The 18,217-nt window shown below is 62.7% G+C and carries 12 protein-coding genes; 2 read left to right on the top strand and 10 right to left on the bottom strand.

Going from position 1 to position 18,217, the window contains the following annotated elements; all coding sequences use genetic code 11:
• Positions 1 to 16 precede the first annotated feature (16 nt).
• The gene (locus tag BM235_RS28075; RefSeq protein WP_090117581.1) at positions 17 to 652 is read left to right on the top strand and encodes a YitT family protein; all 636 of its coding nucleotides are present in this window, start codon (positions 17 to 19) and stop codon (positions 650 to 652) included.
• A 117-nt stretch (positions 653 to 769) separates the two neighbouring features.
• Here BM235_RS28075 and BM235_RS28070 read toward each other — a convergent pair whose 3' ends face one another.
• Positions 770 to 1,339 carry a spore coat protein gene (locus BM235_RS28070; RefSeq protein WP_090117580.1) on the bottom strand — a complete coding sequence of 190 codons (570 nt, stop codon included), beginning with the start codon at positions 1,337 to 1,339 and terminating at the stop codon, positions 770 to 772.
• Positions 1,340 to 1,528: 189 nt separating this feature from the next.
• On the opposite strand from BM235_RS28070, the gene BM235_RS28065 reads away from it, so the two are divergent.
• Positions 1,529 to 2,197 (top strand): hypothetical protein, encoded by a 669-nt coding sequence (locus tag BM235_RS28065; protein ID WP_090117579.1) that lies wholly within the window; start codon positions 1,529 to 1,531, stop codon positions 2,195 to 2,197.
• A 77-nt stretch (positions 2,198 to 2,274) separates the two neighbouring features.
• Here BM235_RS28065 and BM235_RS28060 read toward each other — a convergent pair whose 3' ends face one another.
• From BM235_RS28060 to BM235_RS28015, 9 genes are all read right to left on the bottom strand, one after another.
• A complete protein-coding gene (locus BM235_RS28060; RefSeq protein ID WP_090117578.1) occupies positions 2,275 to 4,254 on the bottom strand; it encodes a beta-N-acetylhexosaminidase in 1,980 nt (659 codons plus the stop codon).
• The gene (locus tag BM235_RS28055) at positions 4,251 to 6,533 is read right to left on the bottom strand and encodes a beta-glucosidase (protein WP_090117577.1); all 2,283 of its coding nucleotides are present in this window, start codon (positions 6,531 to 6,533) and stop codon (positions 4,251 to 4,253) included. The genes BM235_RS28060 and BM235_RS28055 overlap by 4 nt, the downstream gene beginning before the upstream one ends.
• A gap of 305 nt (positions 6,534 to 6,838) precedes the next feature.
• Positions 6,839 to 9,460, bottom strand: a complete 2,622-nt coding sequence (locus tag BM235_RS28050) for a glycoside hydrolase family 3 N-terminal domain-containing protein (protein WP_090117576.1) — start codon at positions 9,458 to 9,460, stop codon at positions 6,839 to 6,841.
• A gap of 81 nt (positions 9,461 to 9,541) precedes the next feature.
• Positions 9,542 to 10,426 (bottom strand): carbohydrate ABC transporter permease, encoded by an 885-nt coding sequence (locus BM235_RS28045; protein ID WP_090117575.1) that lies wholly within the window; start codon positions 10,424 to 10,426, stop codon positions 9,542 to 9,544.
• A gap of 12 nt (positions 10,427 to 10,438) precedes the next feature.
• The gene (locus tag BM235_RS28040; protein WP_090117673.1) at positions 10,439 to 11,308 is read right to left on the bottom strand and encodes an ABC transporter permease; all 870 of its coding nucleotides are present in this window, start codon (positions 11,306 to 11,308) and stop codon (positions 10,439 to 10,441) included.
• 277 nt (positions 11,309 to 11,585) lie between these two features.
• Positions 11,586 to 13,145, bottom strand: a complete 1,560-nt coding sequence (locus BM235_RS28035; RefSeq protein ID WP_090117574.1) for an ABC transporter substrate-binding protein — start codon at positions 13,143 to 13,145, stop codon at positions 11,586 to 11,588.
• Between the two features lie 74 nt (positions 13,146 to 13,219).
• Positions 13,220 to 14,863, bottom strand: a complete 1,644-nt coding sequence (locus tag BM235_RS28030) for a response regulator (RefSeq protein ID WP_090117573.1) — start codon at positions 14,861 to 14,863, stop codon at positions 13,220 to 13,222.
• Positions 14,838 to 16,619: a sensor histidine kinase gene (locus tag BM235_RS31795; protein ID WP_110468965.1), complete on the bottom strand. Its 1,782-nt coding sequence runs from the start codon at positions 16,617 to 16,619 to the stop codon at positions 14,838 to 14,840. The genes BM235_RS28030 and BM235_RS31795 overlap by 26 nt, the downstream gene beginning before the upstream one ends.
• 173 nt (positions 16,620 to 16,792) lie before the next feature.
• Positions 16,793 to 18,217: S-layer homology domain-containing protein (locus BM235_RS28015; protein WP_143106744.1), on the bottom strand; the 1,425-nt coding region annotated here is incomplete at its 5' end.

Raw genomic sequence — 18,217 nt, 5'->3', positions numbered from 1 at the left:
AGCGGAGGCGTTTGTCATGAATCATATCATGCAACAGCGACGCAGGGAATGGCTGCTCATCGTACTGGGCTGCATCGTCACGGCCATAGGCGTATCGCTGCTGAAGGAAGCCCGGATCGTCACCGGAGGCAGCGCCGGTTTGGCGCTCAGTCTCTCTTACATGCTCCATCTGAAGTTTCCGGTCCTGTTTATCCTGATCAACCTGCCCTTCCTGCTGTTTGCCTGGGTCAAAATGGGCCGCTCGTTCACGGTCCGAACGATCGGAGCCATCGCCCTGCTGTCCGGCTTGACCGCCCTCGAAGGGCTGCTGCCCGAATACGGCATGCCCGTCATGGGCGAAGCCGTCGCCGGCGGCGCGCTTGTCGGCATCGGCATCTGCATCCTGTTCAAAAACGGCGCATCGTTCGGCGGGTCGACGGTGCTGGCGCGCTATCTGCAGCTTAAATACGGGCGCGATCCCGGCAAAACCGGCTTCGCGTTCGACCTGGTCGTGATTCTGACGAGCCTGTCGGCCATCTCCCTCGCCGGCGCGCTGGTCTCCGCGCTCTCGCTCGCGATCACCGGCACGGTGATATCGCTGTACAAGGGACGCCTGGACGCCTCGCGACGCCAGACCGCCTCCCCCTCCGCTTCCACCGCTGCCGCAGGATAAAAATCGCCATAGAAAAACACCGAACGACGGAGTCCGCTCGGTGTTTTCGTTGTCTTATCGCATGGACGGCGCGGTCGTTCGCCCGGCACAGCGGCCTCCTGAGACCGGAAGCCTTGTTTATTGATACACGGTCATCGGCTGGTGATGCGGCACTTCCCGGTAGATCTGCCCGACCGTCTCCATCAGGTTGCCCGTCGCGGGCACGATCGGGTACCAGCTTTTGCGGCCCATATACGACCATACTTCGTGCGCCTGATGCGAGCACATGCGGAACGCGTCTTCGAGAAACGCGCGCAGCTGCGGCGTCCCGCATTCGAAGGCGGCCCACGCATACTCGCGGCCCGCGCGCTTCAAGGTCAGCAAGTACGAGGTGGCGATCGCCCGGTCGTCCAGCTCGGCCAGCTTCACCTGCGGCTCTATGGACGGATACGGCGGCGCAGGCACGGGCAGGAGCGCCGTCATCGACAGGCCGGGAACGTTCAGTTTGTCCGTGGAGCCGGTCATTTTTTTCACGAATTCGATCTTCATATTATAATCCTGAACGTGGACCGGGTAATGCTTCCCGATCATCTCCTTCAGTTCGGGATCCTTGGCTTGGTTCAGGAACAGCGCCATCGATTGAATGGAGCTCGTGCAGCTCATGAGCAGTTCGTTCAGCTCAAGCGCCTCATGGGTACCTAGATTCAACTTGGAAAACCCTCCTTCGATTGGATACGTGCCGCGAGTAGTATGCCAATCGGGACGATGGATATGCGAATCGCAGTGCGATCAAGGCCTTTGGCATCAATTATCCGGGAATGGTTTGCGCGACCTTTCCAATTATTTCTATACTAAGATTGCGTATTCGCAAATGAATGCCATGGGAGCGTGAACTGATTGAAGAAAAAGCTGAGTGCAGCCGTCATCGGGCTGTCCATGGTCGCCAGCATGGGAGCGGGCGCCTACGCCGCTTCGAACCTGACGCCGATCAAGGCCTATCTCAATTCCGGACTGAGCTTCAAGGTGAACGGCAAGCCGTTCCAGCTGCGCGACGGCAACGGCGGCACGCTGGCGCCGATCACTTACAACAATACGACCTACCTGCCGATCCGGTCCGTCTCCGACGCGCTCGGCGTCGCCGTGCACGTGGACAACAAAGGCCTCATCCAACTCGGCGAAACGGTCGACGGCATCTCGATCGCGACCGGCTTTAACGGCGACTTCCATACGAAGGACCCGTCCAAGACCGTCTATGACGGCAAGGACTACAAGGAAGTGTACCTGAACAACAGCAGCGGCACGCGCGGCGCATCGTTCATGCTCTATCCGAAAAAGAAGTACCAGAAGCTGTACATTCAGATCGCCGCGATCGGCAAAGACATCAAGGAGTTCGCGGTTCAGGACAGCGACACCGATATCGAGCTGAAGACGACGCCGATCGCCATGAGCGACGGACTCGTCACCGTGGAAGTCGACATCGGGGGCTCCGACGCGCTCTACGTGCGGGCCGAAGCGTCCGACGGCGGCTCGGTGTTCATTCCGCTGACGACGTCTTACTTCAAATAAACGGATGCGCGAGAGCCTGAGAATCGCGCAAAAACCCGTCAGCGATGCGTCGCTGACGGGCTTTTTGGCATCTACGCTTATTGCGACGATTCGCCGGCGTCGCGCAGCCGGTCTTCGTATTGCGAGAGCAGCTTGCGCAGCGCGCCGCAGCTGTCGGCGAGGCTGCTCTCGCGGTTGCGCGCGCGCCACAGCCGCTCGAACTCGCGGATAGTCTCCTCCAGTTCGCTCTTCATCTGGACCAGCCAGTGGCGACGCGATTCGACATCGGGCAACTGCTGCTCGAAAACGTACCGGTGCAGCCCCGCGCCCTGGCCGATCAGGCGCAGCGCGTTGGCGAGTTCGGCACGCGTGATGTCCGCGTCGGCTCCTTCAAGCGCCAGCGCTTCCAGCTCCTTCTCTCGCTCCGCCAGCCAAGCCTCCGCCTCCGGGTAGCGGTAGTCGAGCTCGAACGGCGTGCCGCTGCCGCCCATCAGCCGCTGAATCTCGACGTTGACGGCGAGCTGCCCTTCCAGCTCCACCCGCGTCAGCAAGCCGCGTCCCAACAAATAGCTGGTGTACGTCATATTTTCTGCCGAGCTCCGTTCGAGCAGGTAATAGCGTCCCATCTCGAGCAACAGGCGCGCGCCGCCGCCGCTTCGCTCCCGCAGCATTCGGCGGGAGACGTGCCGCTCCAGCGGCGCTATCGCTTCGAGGTTGGCGTCCGCCTGCCAGGCCGCGCCGGCCGCATAAGCATAGGCGGGATAGCTCGCCACGAGCGACTGCCAGTGTCCGCCGTCGCCCCAATCGCACACGATAAGCCCCCCGGCGCCGTAAGCTTTGCCGTTGCTGGCAGCATCGGCGATATTCGCGAGCATATTGTCCGTGCGTCCCGTGATTGCCGACCAAGTGCTCGTGCCCGGGCAGACGTAATACGGCACGCCGCTCTCCTGCAGCCTGCGGCAGTGCGGCTCGTAAGGCACCGGCGCATCGTAGTTCCAGTGCAGGACGGTTACGTCGCCCGGCAATTCCGCGGCAATTTCCGGATGATGCGCGAGCACGTCGCCCCACATGAGCGTTTTTTTGCCGTGGCTCCGCACGATCTCGATCATGCGCAAGGCATAGTCGAGATAGAGCCGTCCGACGCCGATCTTGTCGGCATTCGCCTTGCTCGCGCCGGTGCCGAGTCCGAACGGCTCGTCCAGATTGATATTGGCGTATTCGGACCAGAAGTTCGGCAGCAGCTCGTCGAACAGATCCTTCGCCAGCGCGACGGATCCCGGGTCTACCGGGTTCAGGGTGAGCGGCGGGATCTTGAACGGGATCGGCGGCGGCGCCGGCATCCCGTCCGGATGCTCGGCCAGCTCGCGGAATGCCGGCTTCGCGAGCCAGGGCCCCATATGACCGAGACAGTTCTGGTTCGGCACGAGGTCGATGAACCGGGCTGCTGCGTAAGCATCGAGCGCCTGGAATTCCGCGGCGGTAACCGGCGTAGTGTCCGGGAATTGATCCGCATACTTGCGGTAGTCGAAGGCGAATCCTTCCATATAAAGCTGCAGATGGTTGAACTTGAGTGCGGACAGCAGGTCGACCAGACCGTACAGCGTGTCCATCTTCGGAATCTTGCCCCGTCCGATATCCAGCATGACGCCGCGCACGGGGAAGTCGGGCTCGTCCCGAACGATGCAGTGCGCCCACTGCCCCGCCTCGCGCTGGCCCTCGATCATCTGGGCCGCGGTCAGCAGCGCGTAGTGCAGCCCCTGCGCCGTCGCGGCGGCGAGCCGTAGGCCGGCCGCATCCCAGCTTAGCTCGTAGCCTTGCGGATGCAGCTGCGGGTCGAATACGATCCGCGCCGTAGCTGCCGGGCTGTCTGCAGGGTCTGTCAGGCCGTCGGCCTGGCCATCGTCTCGTGACGCGGGAGCGACTGCCGCGCTCAGGCGCTCGGCGGCGCCCGCCGCCTCCGCCATGCGGGCAGCGGCATCGTCTGCCGCCATTGCTTCGATGCGCTTCGCGGCCGGCGAGGCGCCGCCGCTTGCTACATACTGTCGTGGCTGCGGAAATAAATACACAGGTGCCGTCATCGTGCCGCCTCCTCTATCTCGTTTAGCTTGCGCAGCGTCGCCTCGAGCGCTTCCTCGGTGAACCTGCCTCCGCTGAACGAGAGCAAGCCGCGCAGCGGCATATGCGCCATGAAAGCCTTCAGCATGGCCGCATGCTCGGATTCGAGCGCCGAAGCGAAAGGCAGCGCCGCGGTCAACTGCTTGACGAAAGCCGCGCCGGCCTCCGTCCGTTCCAGCTCGGACAGGGTCGAATTCCGGTGATAGACCGCAGGACGCTTCGCCGTCGACCGCACCTCGACGGCGCCGGACAGCGCGATATCGCGCGACGAGCGGCCGATCAAAATCTCGAATCTCCCGGAATCGACCGTCCAGTCCTCCGCTTCCGCGTCGTAGTAGGCGAAGCTGCGTTTGTCCAGCTTGAAGGCGACAGTCTTCGATTCTCCCGGCGCCAGTGCGATCAATTCAAAGCCCTTCAACTCCTTGTCGGGCCGGATGACTGCGCTATGAGCGTCGCGCACGTACAGCTGGACGACCTCCTGGCCGGTGCGCGCGCCGTCATTCGTCACCTCGACCGACACCGCGAGCGTGTCTGAATCAAGCATTTCCTGGCGATCGAACGCCAGGTTGGCATAAGAGAAGGTCGTATAGCTTAAGCCGTGACCGAACGGGAATAGCGGCTCGATCCGCTTCTTGTCGTAGTAGCGGTAGCCGACGAAGATGCCTTCGCGGTATTCGACGCGGTCGCCTTCGCCCGGGAAAAACAAATAAGACGGATTGTCCTCCAGCCTTGCCGGGAAGGTCTCCGCGAGGCGGCCCGACGGATTGACGTCGCCGAACAGCAGATCCGCGATCGCGCCGCCAAGCGCTTGGCCGCCCAGATAGGCCTCCAGCACGCCACGGGCCGAACCGAGCCAGGGCATCTCAATCGGCGCGCCGTTGCTGAGCACGACGACCAGATTCGGCTGCGCCGCGGCGACCGCCTCGATGAGCGCGACCTGATTGTCGGGCATCCGCAGATGCGCGCGGTCGAAACCCTCCGACTCGTAGCGCTTCGGCAGCCCGGCGAACAGCACCGCGACTTCGGCTTCCGCGGCTGCGCGCGCGGCCTCCGCCGCCAGCGCCTCGTCGGGCGTCTCCGCGTCCAGCGCGTAGCCTTGCGCGTAGACGAGCGCCGCGCCTTCGCCCGCCGACTTTTTCAGCTCCTCGTAAATGTCGTCGAGCCGCGTCGGGTTAATCTGCGAGCTGCCCGCCCCTTGGTAGCGGGGCTCGCGGGCCATCGCGCCGATGACCGCGATGCGGCCCCCTTTGCGAAGAGGCAACAGATCGCCTTCGTTCTTCAGCAGCACCATGCTCTCGCGGGCGACCTCGCGCGCCAGACGGTGATGCGCTTCGACATCGAAGGACGCGTCCGGTTTGCGTGCATCCACCGCCTTGAACACGATCCGCAGCAGACGCGCTACGGCCGCGTCGAGCTTCGTCTCGGGCAGCGTGCCGTCCATTACGGCGTTCACGATCTTCCGTTCGCCCTCGCCGTTGCTCCCCGGCATCTCCAGCTCGAGTCCGGCGGCCAGTCCCCGGGCCCGCTCGTCGACCGCGCCCCAATCCGAGACGACGAATCCCTCGTGGCCCCACTCCTCTTTCAAAATGCCGGTCAGCAGCCGTTCGTTTTCCGACGCATACTCGCCGTTGACCTTGTTGTACGCGCACATCACCGTCCACGGCTGCGCCTGCTTGACCGCGCCTTCGAAGCTCGCCAGATAGATCTCGCGCAGCGTGCGCTCGTCGACGACCGAGTCGCTCGTCATCCGGCGGTGCTCCTGGTTGTTGGCCGCGAAGTGCTTGAGCGAGGTCCCTACGCCCTGGCTCTGCACGCCCATGATATGGTGCGCCGCCATCTCGGAGGACAGGTACGGATCCTCGGAAAAGTACTCGAAGTTGCGTCCGCACAGCGGGGAACGCTTGATGTTGGCGCCCGGCCCGAGCAGGACCGCCACCTCTGCCGCCTGGCACTCCCGCCCGAGCGCCTCGCCCATGCGCCGGATCAGCCCGCGATTCCATGAGCTGGCGACGCCCGCGGCCGAGGGGAAGCACGTTGCGGGCACGCTGTTGAACATGCCTAGAATATCCGCCGACGCTTGCTGCTTGCGCAGTCCGTGCGGGCCGTCCGTCAGCATCACGGACGGAATGCCGAGCCGCTCGATGCCTCGCGTGTGCCACGTATCCGCGCCGGAGCAGAGGCTCGCTTTTTCCTCCAGCGTCATCTGCGCGATCAGTGTTTCGATGTCGCGTGTCTCTACCATGTCCGAATACCTCCTTAAGTAATTAATTTAGTCAGGCGTTGGGCGATAGCGGGAGATGGTTCCGTTAATCGTTCGATAGGGCGCGCTTCTGCGAGCGATAGCGGGAAGTAGCTCCGTTAATCCTACGATAGGGGGCGCTTCTGCAGGCGATAGCGGAAGAAAGTTCCGTTAATCCTACGAGAGGGAGCGCTTCTGCAGGCGATAGCGGAAAAAGGTTCCGTTAATCGTTCGATAGGGCGCGCTTCTACGGGCGATAGCGGAAAGCAGTTCCGTTAATCGTTCGAGAGGGAGGGCTATCTCTGCCATCACGGCTCCTCCAATTCGAACGAGGCCGTCCGGACGTCGCGGCTGTTCGGGCCGACCATGACGCGGAATTCGCCCGGTTCGGCCGCGTAGCCGGCTGCCGGCGACCAGAAGACGAGGTCGGACTCGCCGATCGCAAAGACGATCTCTCGGCTCTCGCCAGGCGCAAGCGCGACCTGCGCGAAGCCTTTCAGCTCCTTAACAGGGCGCACGATGCTGCCGCACACGTCCTGGATGTAAAGCTGCACGGTCTCGACGCCAGCGGGACCCAATGCGTTCGTCACCGTCACGCGCGCTTCGAGCTTGCCGCCCGGCTTCAACGTGTCTGCGCCGAGGCACAGCTCGCCGTATTCGAACCGGGCATAGCTCAAACCGTAGCCGAACGGATACAGCGGTTCGTTCGGTCCGTCGAGGTACTTGGAGATGAACTTCTCGCCTGCGTTGGCCTCCGTTAACGGCCGGCCCGTGCGAAAATGGTTGTAGTACACCGGCACCTGGCCTTCGTGCAGCGGGAAGCTCATCGTCAGCCGGCCCGATGGATTGCAGGCGCCCGTCAGCACGTCCGCGATCGCACGGCCCGCCTGCGAACCGAGGAACCAGGTCTCGACGATGGCGTTCATATGCGCGTCGAACCAGGTCAGATCCAGCGGCCGTCCGTTCGTCAGAACGAGGACGACGGGCTTGCCCGTCGCCGCGACGGCCTCGGCCAGCCGCAGCTGCGCGTCGGGCAGCGCGATGCGCATGCGCGAGGCGGCCTCGCCCGACATGCCGCTGTCTTCGCCCAGCGCGAGCAGGACGATGTCGGCCTGCACAGCCCGATCGACGGCGGCTTCAATGCCGCCGTCGATCGGCGCGCCGACGCCGCTGCCTTGCGCGTACAGCAGCCGGTCCTCGCTATAGCCCGCGGCGACGAGCCCCTCGTACAGCGTGACCGTCTCGTGCACGTAACGCGAGAACTGCCATGGACCGAGCAGGTCCTTGCTGTCGGCGAACGGTCCGATCAGCGCGAGCTTCCCGCGGCCGCCGGGGCCGCAATCCCGCGATGCGGCCGAAGGAAGGGAGGCCGCATCGCCAGCCCCCTCGAGCCGACCGCTCGCGCCGGATGCGCCGCCGAGCGGCAGCGCGCCGTCGTTCTTCAGCAGCACGATCGACTTCGCCGCCAGCGCCCGGCTCGCCGCGAGATGCGGCTCGCTGAAGTGCAGCTCCGCCTCCCGCTCTGGCCGAATGTACCGGTAAGGATCGTCCATGAGGCCGAGCCTGTACTTGAGCGTCAGGATGCGGCGCACCGCGTCGTCGAGCTGGGCCTCGGACAGCTTGCCCTCCGCGATCAGCTGCGGGAGGTGGTCGTAGGCCCGCGTCACCATCTCGATGTCCATCGTCGCGTCGACCGCCTTTTTCGCAGCTTCCTTGGCATTCCGCGCATGGCCGTGCTGTACGATCTCGTCCACCGCGCCGTAGTCGGAGATGAGGACGCCCTCGAAGCCGAGCTCGTCGCGCAGCAGCTCCTTCAGCAGCGGAACGCTCGCCGCGACCGGCACGCCCTGGTAGATATTGAAGGCGTTCATGACCGACCCCGCACCCGACTCGATTCCCGCCTGAAAAGGCGGCAAATAAACGTTGCGCAGCGTCGCCTCGGACATGTCCACGGTGTTGTAGTCGCGTCCGCCTTCGGCCGCGCCGTAGCCGACGAAGTGCTTCAGGCAGGCGACGATCGTATCCGGATCGCGCAGCGAACCCTGCCCGCCCGTGCCGCCCTGGAAACCCTCGACCTGCGCCTTCGCGATGAGCGCGCCGAGATACGGATCCTCGCCGGCGCCTTCGACGACGCGGCCCCAGCGCGGATCGCGCGAGATATCGACCATCGGACCGTGGTTGTAAACGATGCCCGAGGCCGCGGCCTCGCGCCCCGCGACGGCGCACGCTTCGCGGATCGCGTCCATGTCCCAGCTGCATGCCCAGGCGAGCGGCACCGGAAAGATCGTCTGCGCACCGTGGATGATGTCGTTGTTGAAAAGAAGCGGGATGCCGTGCGGCGACCGCTCGACCGCAATCCGCTGAAGCTCGAACACGCGCCCCAAGTCAAAGGCGCCGAGCACGGAGCCGGCGCGGCCTTCGGCCACGAGCTTCTCCGGCGGGTCGGACGCGACCGCGCCGCCGAAGGAGAAGTTCGAAGCCATGCACTGGCACATCTGGCTGACCTTGTCCGCAAGCGACAACTTGCCGAGCAGCGTCTCGACCGCTTCGCGGATCTCCGCGTCGCCGCGCGCCGGAACGTCCGCCTTGCGGCAGGCCGCGATCTCGTCCGCCAGCGATGCATACAGCGAGGGACCGCGCCCTCGGATGCCCGCCAGCGCGAACGCGCCGAAGGACGGCAGCCGCAGGCTGCCCTCGAACGCGTCCTCCGCGAATCGCAGCTCTACGCTCGCTTCCTCGTCCGGCTTCCAATATGCGCTGCCGGTCGCGCGCAGCGTGCCGCCTTCGGCCTCTACGCGATCGAACCGCACCGGCAGCGGGAACGGCTCCATCGCCATGTCGAGCGCGTATACGGCCTTTTTCGCCACCTTGAACTGGAGCTTGAGCTTCAGCCGGGGCGTCTCGATAAATGCATGCCATAATCCGAGCATTGAATCTTGCCTCCTCGTCGAATGCGAATCCGCGCGCCTATTTTTCATCTCGCCAATCGCGTCGATCGCGCGTCAGCGGCCTCAGCCCTTAACCGCGCCGATCGTCATGCCTCTGACGAAGTACTTCTGGAAAAACGGATAGGCGATCAAAATCGGCACGACGCCGATGACGGCGATCGCCATGCGGAACGTCTCGCTCGGCAAGGCCGCCAGCGCCTGGCTGCTGCCCGCGCCGCCGCTCGTCGTCAGGAACTGGATGTCGTTCATGATGCGATTAAGCACGTTCTGCAAGCTGAACAGGTCAGGCTCGGTCACGAACACGAGCCCGTTGTTCCAGTCGTTCCAATAGGCGAGACCCTGGAACATGCCGACCGTCGCCAGAATCGGTAGCGAGAGCGGCAGGACGATCCGGTAGTAGGTCTTAAACTCTCCGGCGCCGTCGATGCTCGCGGATTCGAGCACGGCAAGCGGCACGGTCGTCTGGAAAAAGGTACGCATGAGCAGCACGTTGAAGCCGTTCAAGAGCAGCCAGGGGAGCAGCAGCGCCAGCAGCGTGTTTTTCACGTCCAGCACCTGGGTGTACACCATGTAGGTCGGCACGAGGCCGCCGTTGAACAGCAGCGTGAAGAAGACGACGAAGGCGATAAACTGGCCGCCGGGCAGATCCCTGCGCGATAGCGGGTAGGCGAGCAGCGACGTAATCACGAGGCTCGCGAACGTGCCGATCACGGTCACGAGCACGGTGATCCCGTACGCGTGGAAAATCTGGTTCGACTGGTTCCACAAGTATTCGTAGGCGCTGAAGCTGATGCGGGACGGGAAAAACGAGTATCCGTTCGATACGATCGTTTTCTCGTCGGTAATCGAAGCCATAAACAGCAGGATAAACGGCAGCACGCAGGCGAGCGACAGCAGGATCAGGACCGCATGCGCGGCCCATTGCCACTTCCGGTTTTCGACGTCCATGTCGGTCCCTCCTTAGAACAACGCGTTTTCTTTGTTGATTTTGCGAACGATAGAATTAGAGATCAGCACGAGCACGAAGCCGACGACCGACTGGTAAAAGCCCGCCGCGGAGGACATGCCGATGTCGCCGAGCTGCATCAAGCCGCGGAAGACGTAGGTGTCGATGACGTTCGTCGTCTCGAACAATGCGCCCGAGTTTAACGGCACCTGGTAGAACAGCCCGAAGTCCGCGTAGAAGATCCGGCCGATGGCGAGCAGCATGAGCATGATGATGACCGGCGTGATCATCGGAATCGTGATCTTGCGGATCTGCAGCCACTTGGACGCGCCGTCGAGGCGCGCGGCTTCGTAATACTCGCCGTCGATGCCGATGATTGCGGCGAGGAAGACGATGCAGTTGTAGCCGACGCCTTTCCATAGATGCACGAACGTCAGAATGTACGGCCAGTACTTGGGCTCCGTATACCAGGCGATCGGCTCGATCCCGAGGGCGGGCAACAGCGTCTTGTTGAAGAAGCCGGTATCCGTGCTCAGCATCGCGTACACGAGGTAGCTGACGAGAATGATCGAGATGAGAAACGGCAGGATGATCACGCTCTGGTACAGACGCGAGGCGAACCGGTTCTTGATCTCGTTCAGCAGGATGGCGACCGCGATGGCGAGGCCGAGCCCGAGCACGATGAAAACCGCGTTGTACAGCAGCGTGTTACGGGTGATGAGGAGCGCGTCGCTCGTCTTGAACAGATACTCGAAGTTGTCGAAGCCGATCCAGTCGCTGCCCCAGATGCCCTTGCTGTAGTCGATGTTCTTGAAGGCGATGGACAGCCCGAACAGCGGTAAATAATTGTTGAGGACCAGGTACGCGAGTCCCGGCACCAGCATGAGGTACAGCGGGACGAACCGGCGGAGGCTGCGGCGTTTTTTGCGGTGCGCGATCGTGGCCACCGTATTCTCCCCTTTCTTGTCGACGGCGTATCGTGCCGCCGCGCTATGAATCGATTGTATCGGAGCGGCGAACGCCCCTACTACCGCTGCGGCGACTTCCGCTTTGCGCTTTGCCGACCACCTGCCGGGCCGTCTTCCGCCACTGCTTGCCGAACGGCAAAGAACCCGGCCAATGCAGGATTGGCCGGGCAAAGATGCACGCGTGCGCGTTGAATTAAGGAGCCGGATTGGCCTTCGCCCATTCGTCCAGCTGCTTCTGCTTCTCGGCGACGATCTTGTCGATGCCCGCCGACTTCAGCTTGGCGATAAACTCGGGCAGTACCTTGTCCGGATCGACGCTGCCCGTCTCGAGCGGCAGCTTGTATTGGGTGACGACGTTGGACACCGCCGCGAACTCCGTCTTGACCGGCGTCGCGTCGAAGGCGAAGCCCATTGCCTTAGAGTGCTGCGCGCTTTTGTTGAACGCGTCCATCTTGTTCCAGATGTCGGCATCGCCGCCTTCCATCGTGTAAGAAAGGAACTGGTTGCCGAACATCCAGCCGAGCGGCATGTTGTAGGTCGTGCTGGCCGCGTCGACGCCGTCCGGATACTTGATGACGCCGTCCTTGCCGTCGACCTTGGCGTAGTGCTCGCCTTCGATGCCCCAGTCGAGCAGGTTGACGATATCCTTGTCCGAATACATCAGGTTCAGGAACTTCATCGCCGATTCGCGATGCTTGGAATTGACGGGGATGCCCCACATCGCGCCGGTGACCGTGCCGGTCCTGGCGATGACGGGCGTCAGCTCCTTGGCGACGACTTCGGTGCCGGCGGCCTTCCCTTCCTGCTCGGCCATGCCCGGCTTAAGCGCCGCGAAGTAGGCGAAGCCCTTGCCGGAGCGAAGCAGCTCGAACGTCGACGTCTTGTTGGTCGAAGCATCCTTCAAGATATAGCCGTCCTGGTACCACTGGCGGAACTTCGTCACGAGCTCCTTGTATTCCGGCGTCTCGTACAGATCCACGACCTTCAAGCCGTTGTCGTAGTTCGGCAGCACGCCCAGCGAGTCGCCCAGGTTGTCGTACGTCATGAAGCCGTCCAGGAAAGACATGTTGACGCCCGGCGGCACGAGCGGCGCGAAGCCCTGCTCGCCTGCCTTGACCGCTTTCAGCGCGGCTCCGAAGTCGTCCAGCGTTTTGATCGCGTTCACGTCGATGTTGTATTTTTCCACGAGGTCCTTGCGCATGATGACGCCGTAGCTGCTCGCCAGGTCGCGGACGGACGGCACCGCGTAGACCGCTCCTTTGATCTTCGGGACGTTGATGTAGTCGTCGCCGACCGACGACTTGATGCCATCGCCGTATTGGCCGAGCAGATCGTCGAGCGCGACCAGCTGGTTTTTGGCGACCATGCTGCTGTATAGGCCGCCGCTCACGTACATCAGGTCCATCGTCTCGTTGCTGGTGAACATCAGATTCGTCTGCTGCACCCATTCGCCCGAGCTGATCGCCTTCAGTTTGACGGTCGTGTTGATCTTGGCCTGCGAAATTTTGTTGATCGCCGCTTCGATGGCAGGCATCTGCGGAATAACGGTGCTGATCATCGGAAAAGTGACGGTGATCTCTTCCATCTTGCCGCTCGGCGCGGCCGAGCCGCTGCCGGACGGAGCCGGATTGCCGCTTGCCGCCGAGCTGCCGCTCGGTGCCGCGTTGTTGCCGTCGTTGTTGCCGCCGCAAGCCGACAGCGCTACAGCCGTCGCTAGCAGTAGCGAAGCCGCGGCCGTATTCTTTTTGCTCATGTTCGTTCCCCCCGCTTTGCTTGAATGGTGACTGTCTTTATTGTAAGCAAGCGCTGTCTCGGGTACTGCTCCGCTCACGACCTCGGGCTGTCACTTTGCCGACTTTGTGCCTCGCCTTGCCGGCCTATTGCGCGCTGCTGGCGATATTCGGCCGGGCCCGCGTTCATGTACTTCTTGAACATGCGCGAAAAGTGCGAGAAGTTGGCGTAGCCGATTTTGCTCGCGACGGCGCTGACCGGCATGTCCGTGTTCTCGAGCAGCTGTGCGGCGATGTCTAGGCGCTGCTGCAGCAGGTAGTCCGAGATGGACTGACCCGTATCCCGCTTGAACACGCGCGTCAGATAGTCGGGGTTGAGGAAGACGTGCGCCGCGATGTCCTCTCTGGAAATGTCCGCGTCCAGATGCTCGCGGATATACGCTTTGGCCTGCTCCACCACGCTGGGCGAATGCTCGAGCGCCGCCGCGTAGTCCATCGCCTTGCCGACCGCATGGCGGATCCAGGCCAGCGCGTCTTGCGCCGACCGGGTCGCGCGGGCGTACAGTTCGGACGAATCGCGATCGCCGAGCAGCCGGTGCGCCTGGATGCCTTTAACCTGCAAGACGTAATGGACGGTCTGTTGAAAATCCTGCACGAACGCGCCGAGCAGCGAAGGCGTCAGTCCGCCGGATCGCAGCCGTTCGCCGATGTACGCTTCGGCGGCCTGCAGCACCTTGTCCCGCGCGCCTTCCTTCAGCAGAACCGCCCAGACGCCCATATCCGGCAGCGAATGCGCGCGCGCGTCGGCCGGCTGCTCGCCTGGGAAGAACACGCGGCTGTCGTACGATACGTTGTTCGCGTCTCGCTCGAGCAGCCGCCGGTAGCCCTCCGCGATCTCGTGAACGTGCGCGGGCTCGCCGATATAGCAAGCCACGTCGCAATAAAAATACCGCGGACACGCCGCTATATACGCTTCGCAGGATGCTTTGAGACGCCGCGGATCGACCGCTTCCCGGCCGTCCCCGCCCAGGACCGCCAGCATCGTCTCCTCTGTCGGCGAGAGCAGCAGTCCGCTCTCGTGCCGCTCCATCACGAGCTCCTCGGCGGACTTGCGCAGCGCGTAGGACAGGATCTTTTTGTCCCGAAGCGTGAACGCCTTGTACCATCTCCGAATCCGGATCAGGACCGGGAGGAAGACCAGCTCGGCCGAATACGGGATATTGCGCGCTTCGGCGGCTTTGGAGACCGCCTCCGGCTGCGACGGAATATCGTGGTTCAGGATGTCCAGCCAGAACCGCTCGACGAGCAGCGGCTGATGCTGCACCCAATACTTGCCGTACTGGCTGAATTCGCTCAGCTCGCTCTCTTCGTCCAACTTGATCAGCGCTTTTCGCACCGAAGCTTCCAGGTCCGCGTACGGAATCGGCTTCAGCAGATAATCCAGGCTGCCCAGCTGAATCGCCTGTTTGGCGTATTGAAAGTCGGCGTGGCAGGTGAGGAAAATCGTCTGCGTCCTCGGGTAATGCGCCCGCACCCATTCCAGCAGCTGCAGGCCCGAGCCTTGGGGCATCTCGATGTCGCACAGCAAGACGTCAACCGTTTCCTCGCCGAACGCGGCCTTGGCCTGCTCCACGCCATGCGCGGTCAGCACGCGGCCGATGCCGATCGCGTCCCAATCCACGCCCGAGCGAATGCCCTCTACCGCGAGCGGTTCGTCATCTACGATCAAGAGCGTATGCATCGCCCTTCCTCCCCTTCCCGTCCGCGTTCAGCGGCACCGCGATCTCCGTCACCGCGCCGTGCGGGTCGTCGTTGTAGCATTCCATCCAAGCTTGATCTCCGTACTGGAGGCGAAGACGCTCGCGGGCGTTCCACAGGCCGATATGATCGCCTTCGCCGTCCGTCGGCACGCGGCCGGACCGGAAGTCCGCCAGTGCCCCTTCCGAGTAGCCCGGCCCGTCGTCCCGAACGGTCAGGCACACCATGGGCTGCTCGGCCAGATCGTCCAACGCGGCTTCGATCGTCAGCGTCGTCCGTCCGTCCGCCCGGACCGCGTGCTTGATCGTATTTTCCACGATCGTCTGCAGCAGAAGCGGGGGAATGCGCGTCTCGCCGAGATAGTCGGGCACGTGGATCGCGCATTCCAGCTGCCCGGCGAAGCGCATCCGCTGGATGCGCAAGTAGTTGCCGATATGGCCCAGCTCGTCCTGCAGCAGCACGAGCGACCGGCCGCTCTGGAACATATAACGGAAGTACCGGACCAGGGACATCGTCATTTCCTGGATGAGGCCATACTGCTTCACCTGCGCCAGGTTGTATAAAATGTTCAGCGAGTTCATGAAAAAGTGCGGGTTGATCTGCAACTGCAGCTGCTTCAGCTCGGCGCGCTGCTTGCTGATCTGCTCCTCGTACACGTTGATCTTGAGCGTCTCGATCTGGGAGATCATCAGGTTAAAGGTTTGATTGACCAGCTGAAATTCGTCCGGCGCCGGCCGCTCCTCCATGCGCATGCTGAAGTTGCCCTGGCCGATCAGCCGCATGGCCGCGACCATCTTGCGGAGCGGCAGCAGCAGCAGCTGGCGAAGGAACCAGAAGCCGAGCGGCAACATCAGCACCGCGAGCGCAACGACGATCGCCGTCGCCCGCTTGAGATACGGCAGGTTTTCCAGAATCGAGCGGTCCGGGATCGCTGCGGCCAGGCCGAAGTCCCCTTTGCCCGACGATTCGCCCACGATGAGATGCGAATGGCCGCGGCCCGACAAATAATACCCGTCGCCGAATCCGCGCGAGAAGTCGAGCTGCGCATCGTCCAGCCGCTGCGTGCTGTACAGCTGCTCGCCCGCCGCGTTTACCATGAGGACGGCGCTCGCGTCGCCCGCTCGCGTGCTTCGCAGCGGCTCTACCAGCGAGGCTACCCGTACCCACGCGCCGATATAGAGATTGCCGTCGCCGAAGACGCGGACGAGATGGTACGGTTCTCCGATACGCTCCGTCTTCCATGCGGCGTTCGTATATTCCGGTTGTGCGATCAACGTATTCACCTTTTGCTCCATGGCTTGGCGCATGGCGACGAGCTCCGCGTAGGTGAACGAGCCCCGGAACGCCTCCACGATATCCCGCCGGGCCGCCGAGTAGACGAAGAAGCCGTCGATATACGGGTAGACGGTCAGATCGGAAGACAGCTTGCGCGAAACGGCGCTCTTCGCCAGCATATAGGCATCCTCCGACGCGGACTCCCCCATCGCCTGCACGTTCGGGTCCGTCGTCTGCAGGGCGACCATGTGCCGCTCCGCCTCGGTCAGCTGTCCGTCGATCTGCTTCATATAGATGCGGATCAGATTCTCGTTCGACATCGCCACCTGGTTGTGAACGACGCCCACGCTGTATTGATTATTGTAGATCAGCAGCGCGATCAGCGGCAGCGTAACGGCCAAAAGGCCAAGCACCAGCTTGACCCGGATCGAGCGCCAAGGAATATTCGCCAGTCGGCTGAACATGCGGGTTCCTCCGATCGGTGAAGACGCGTTTTTCTCCAGCTTACCTTTACCTTCAAGTATTGACTACCCCTGCGGCGACTAATCGCTTGCGGTTTGACGACCTGGGGTGGTATAGAAAAGGTCGCCCCCGGCGCCGAAGCGTTGTCGAGGACGACCTTTTTCTTAGGATTGCGTTAGATCAAGCCCGATTGCTGAAGCAGCCTCTCGATAAGCTGCGCGACCTCGGCTCTAGTCAAATTCGCCTTCGGCGCGAGTTCCATCGCCCCTCGGCCGGTCACCAACCCCGAGCGGATGCTCGCAGCAATGCCGCTTTTCGCCCAGTCCGATGCCTCGTCGGCGTCGCCGAACGCGTTCAACACTTCATCGTCGGTCGAGCTTGTCGGATCCACGGGAAGTCCCGTCAACGCGATCGCCTTTCCGAGAATAACCATCGCCTGCTCGCGCGTAATGCGGTCGCTCGGATGGAACGACCCGTCCGGCATCCCGCTGATGAGCCCATAGCCGACGGCGGCCTGCACCGATGAGGCGTACCACTTGTCTGCTCCCACGTCGGAGAACGTGGCGCTGCCGCCTTCCGACTTGAGCCCAAGTCCCCGTACGATAATCGCGGCGAATTCGGCTCTGGTGATCTCGCGACTCGGGCTGAACTGCCCGTCCGCCGTGCCTTCGAGCACCATTCGCGCCCCTAAGTCTTTAATCGCCGCGCTGGCCCAATGACCGGCAACGTCCGCGAACGATACCGGATGTCCGACGACCGCATACGTACTGTTGGTTAAACTGCTGATCAAGGCATAGCTCTTGCCGACATCCTTAACGATCTTGGTAGGCACTTGGCGGACCGTGCCGTTCGGGTCAACGACGATCGCGGTCGAGATCTTGCCGGGATCGGTGCCCTCCGGCAGTGCGATCGTCCGCTGCACGTACGCGTTGAACCTCGACACTTCCACGGTTTTATCTCCATAAGACGCCGTAATGGAAAACTCAACCGGCGGCGCGATTTCCAAGAGCCCGAAGCGAGCCGCAGCATCTCCAACCGCTTTCTTGACAGTAGCCGTCGGGACGGAAATCTCGATCCGCACCTTGAGGCCATTCAGGTCCGAGGATCCGCCGAGCGATGCGGAGAGAGCAGCGAGATTCAGCTGCTTCGCCGGCAGCGTGAAGGAACCGATCGAGGTTCGGATCTGCAGCTTCGCCTGCATCTGCTCCATGATTTTAAACATATCGCCGCTGAGTTCCCCGATCACTACATCGGATTTGCTATCGTCGAGCGACAGGGTAATCGTCGCTCCGATGCCCGCCGCGGTTAGTTTCGACGCCAGTGCCGCCCGGTCGATAACTACGGTTTGAACCGTTTGACCGTTGCGCTCGCTGTTTACGATTTTGCCCAAGTCAGTACCGACAGGCGGCACGACAACCGGCGGCAGAATCACTGCATCCTGCTCGAACTCGGCCGTTACGGCGAGGTTCGCCGTCACGTTCATGTCCGTGCGCGTCGCGCTCGGATTGTTGTCGCTCCACTTCACGAAGTGGTAGCCGCTTGCGGGAACTGCCGTTACTGCTGTACCATCATCGCCCTCGTTCACCGTCTGCGGTGAGTT

This window comes from Cohnella sp. OV330 (genome assembly GCF_900112065.1).
Taxonomy (GTDB): domain Bacteria; phylum Bacillota; class Bacilli; order Paenibacillales; family Paenibacillaceae; genus Cohnella.
This window is presented reverse-complemented; position numbering and strand designations above follow the sequence as displayed.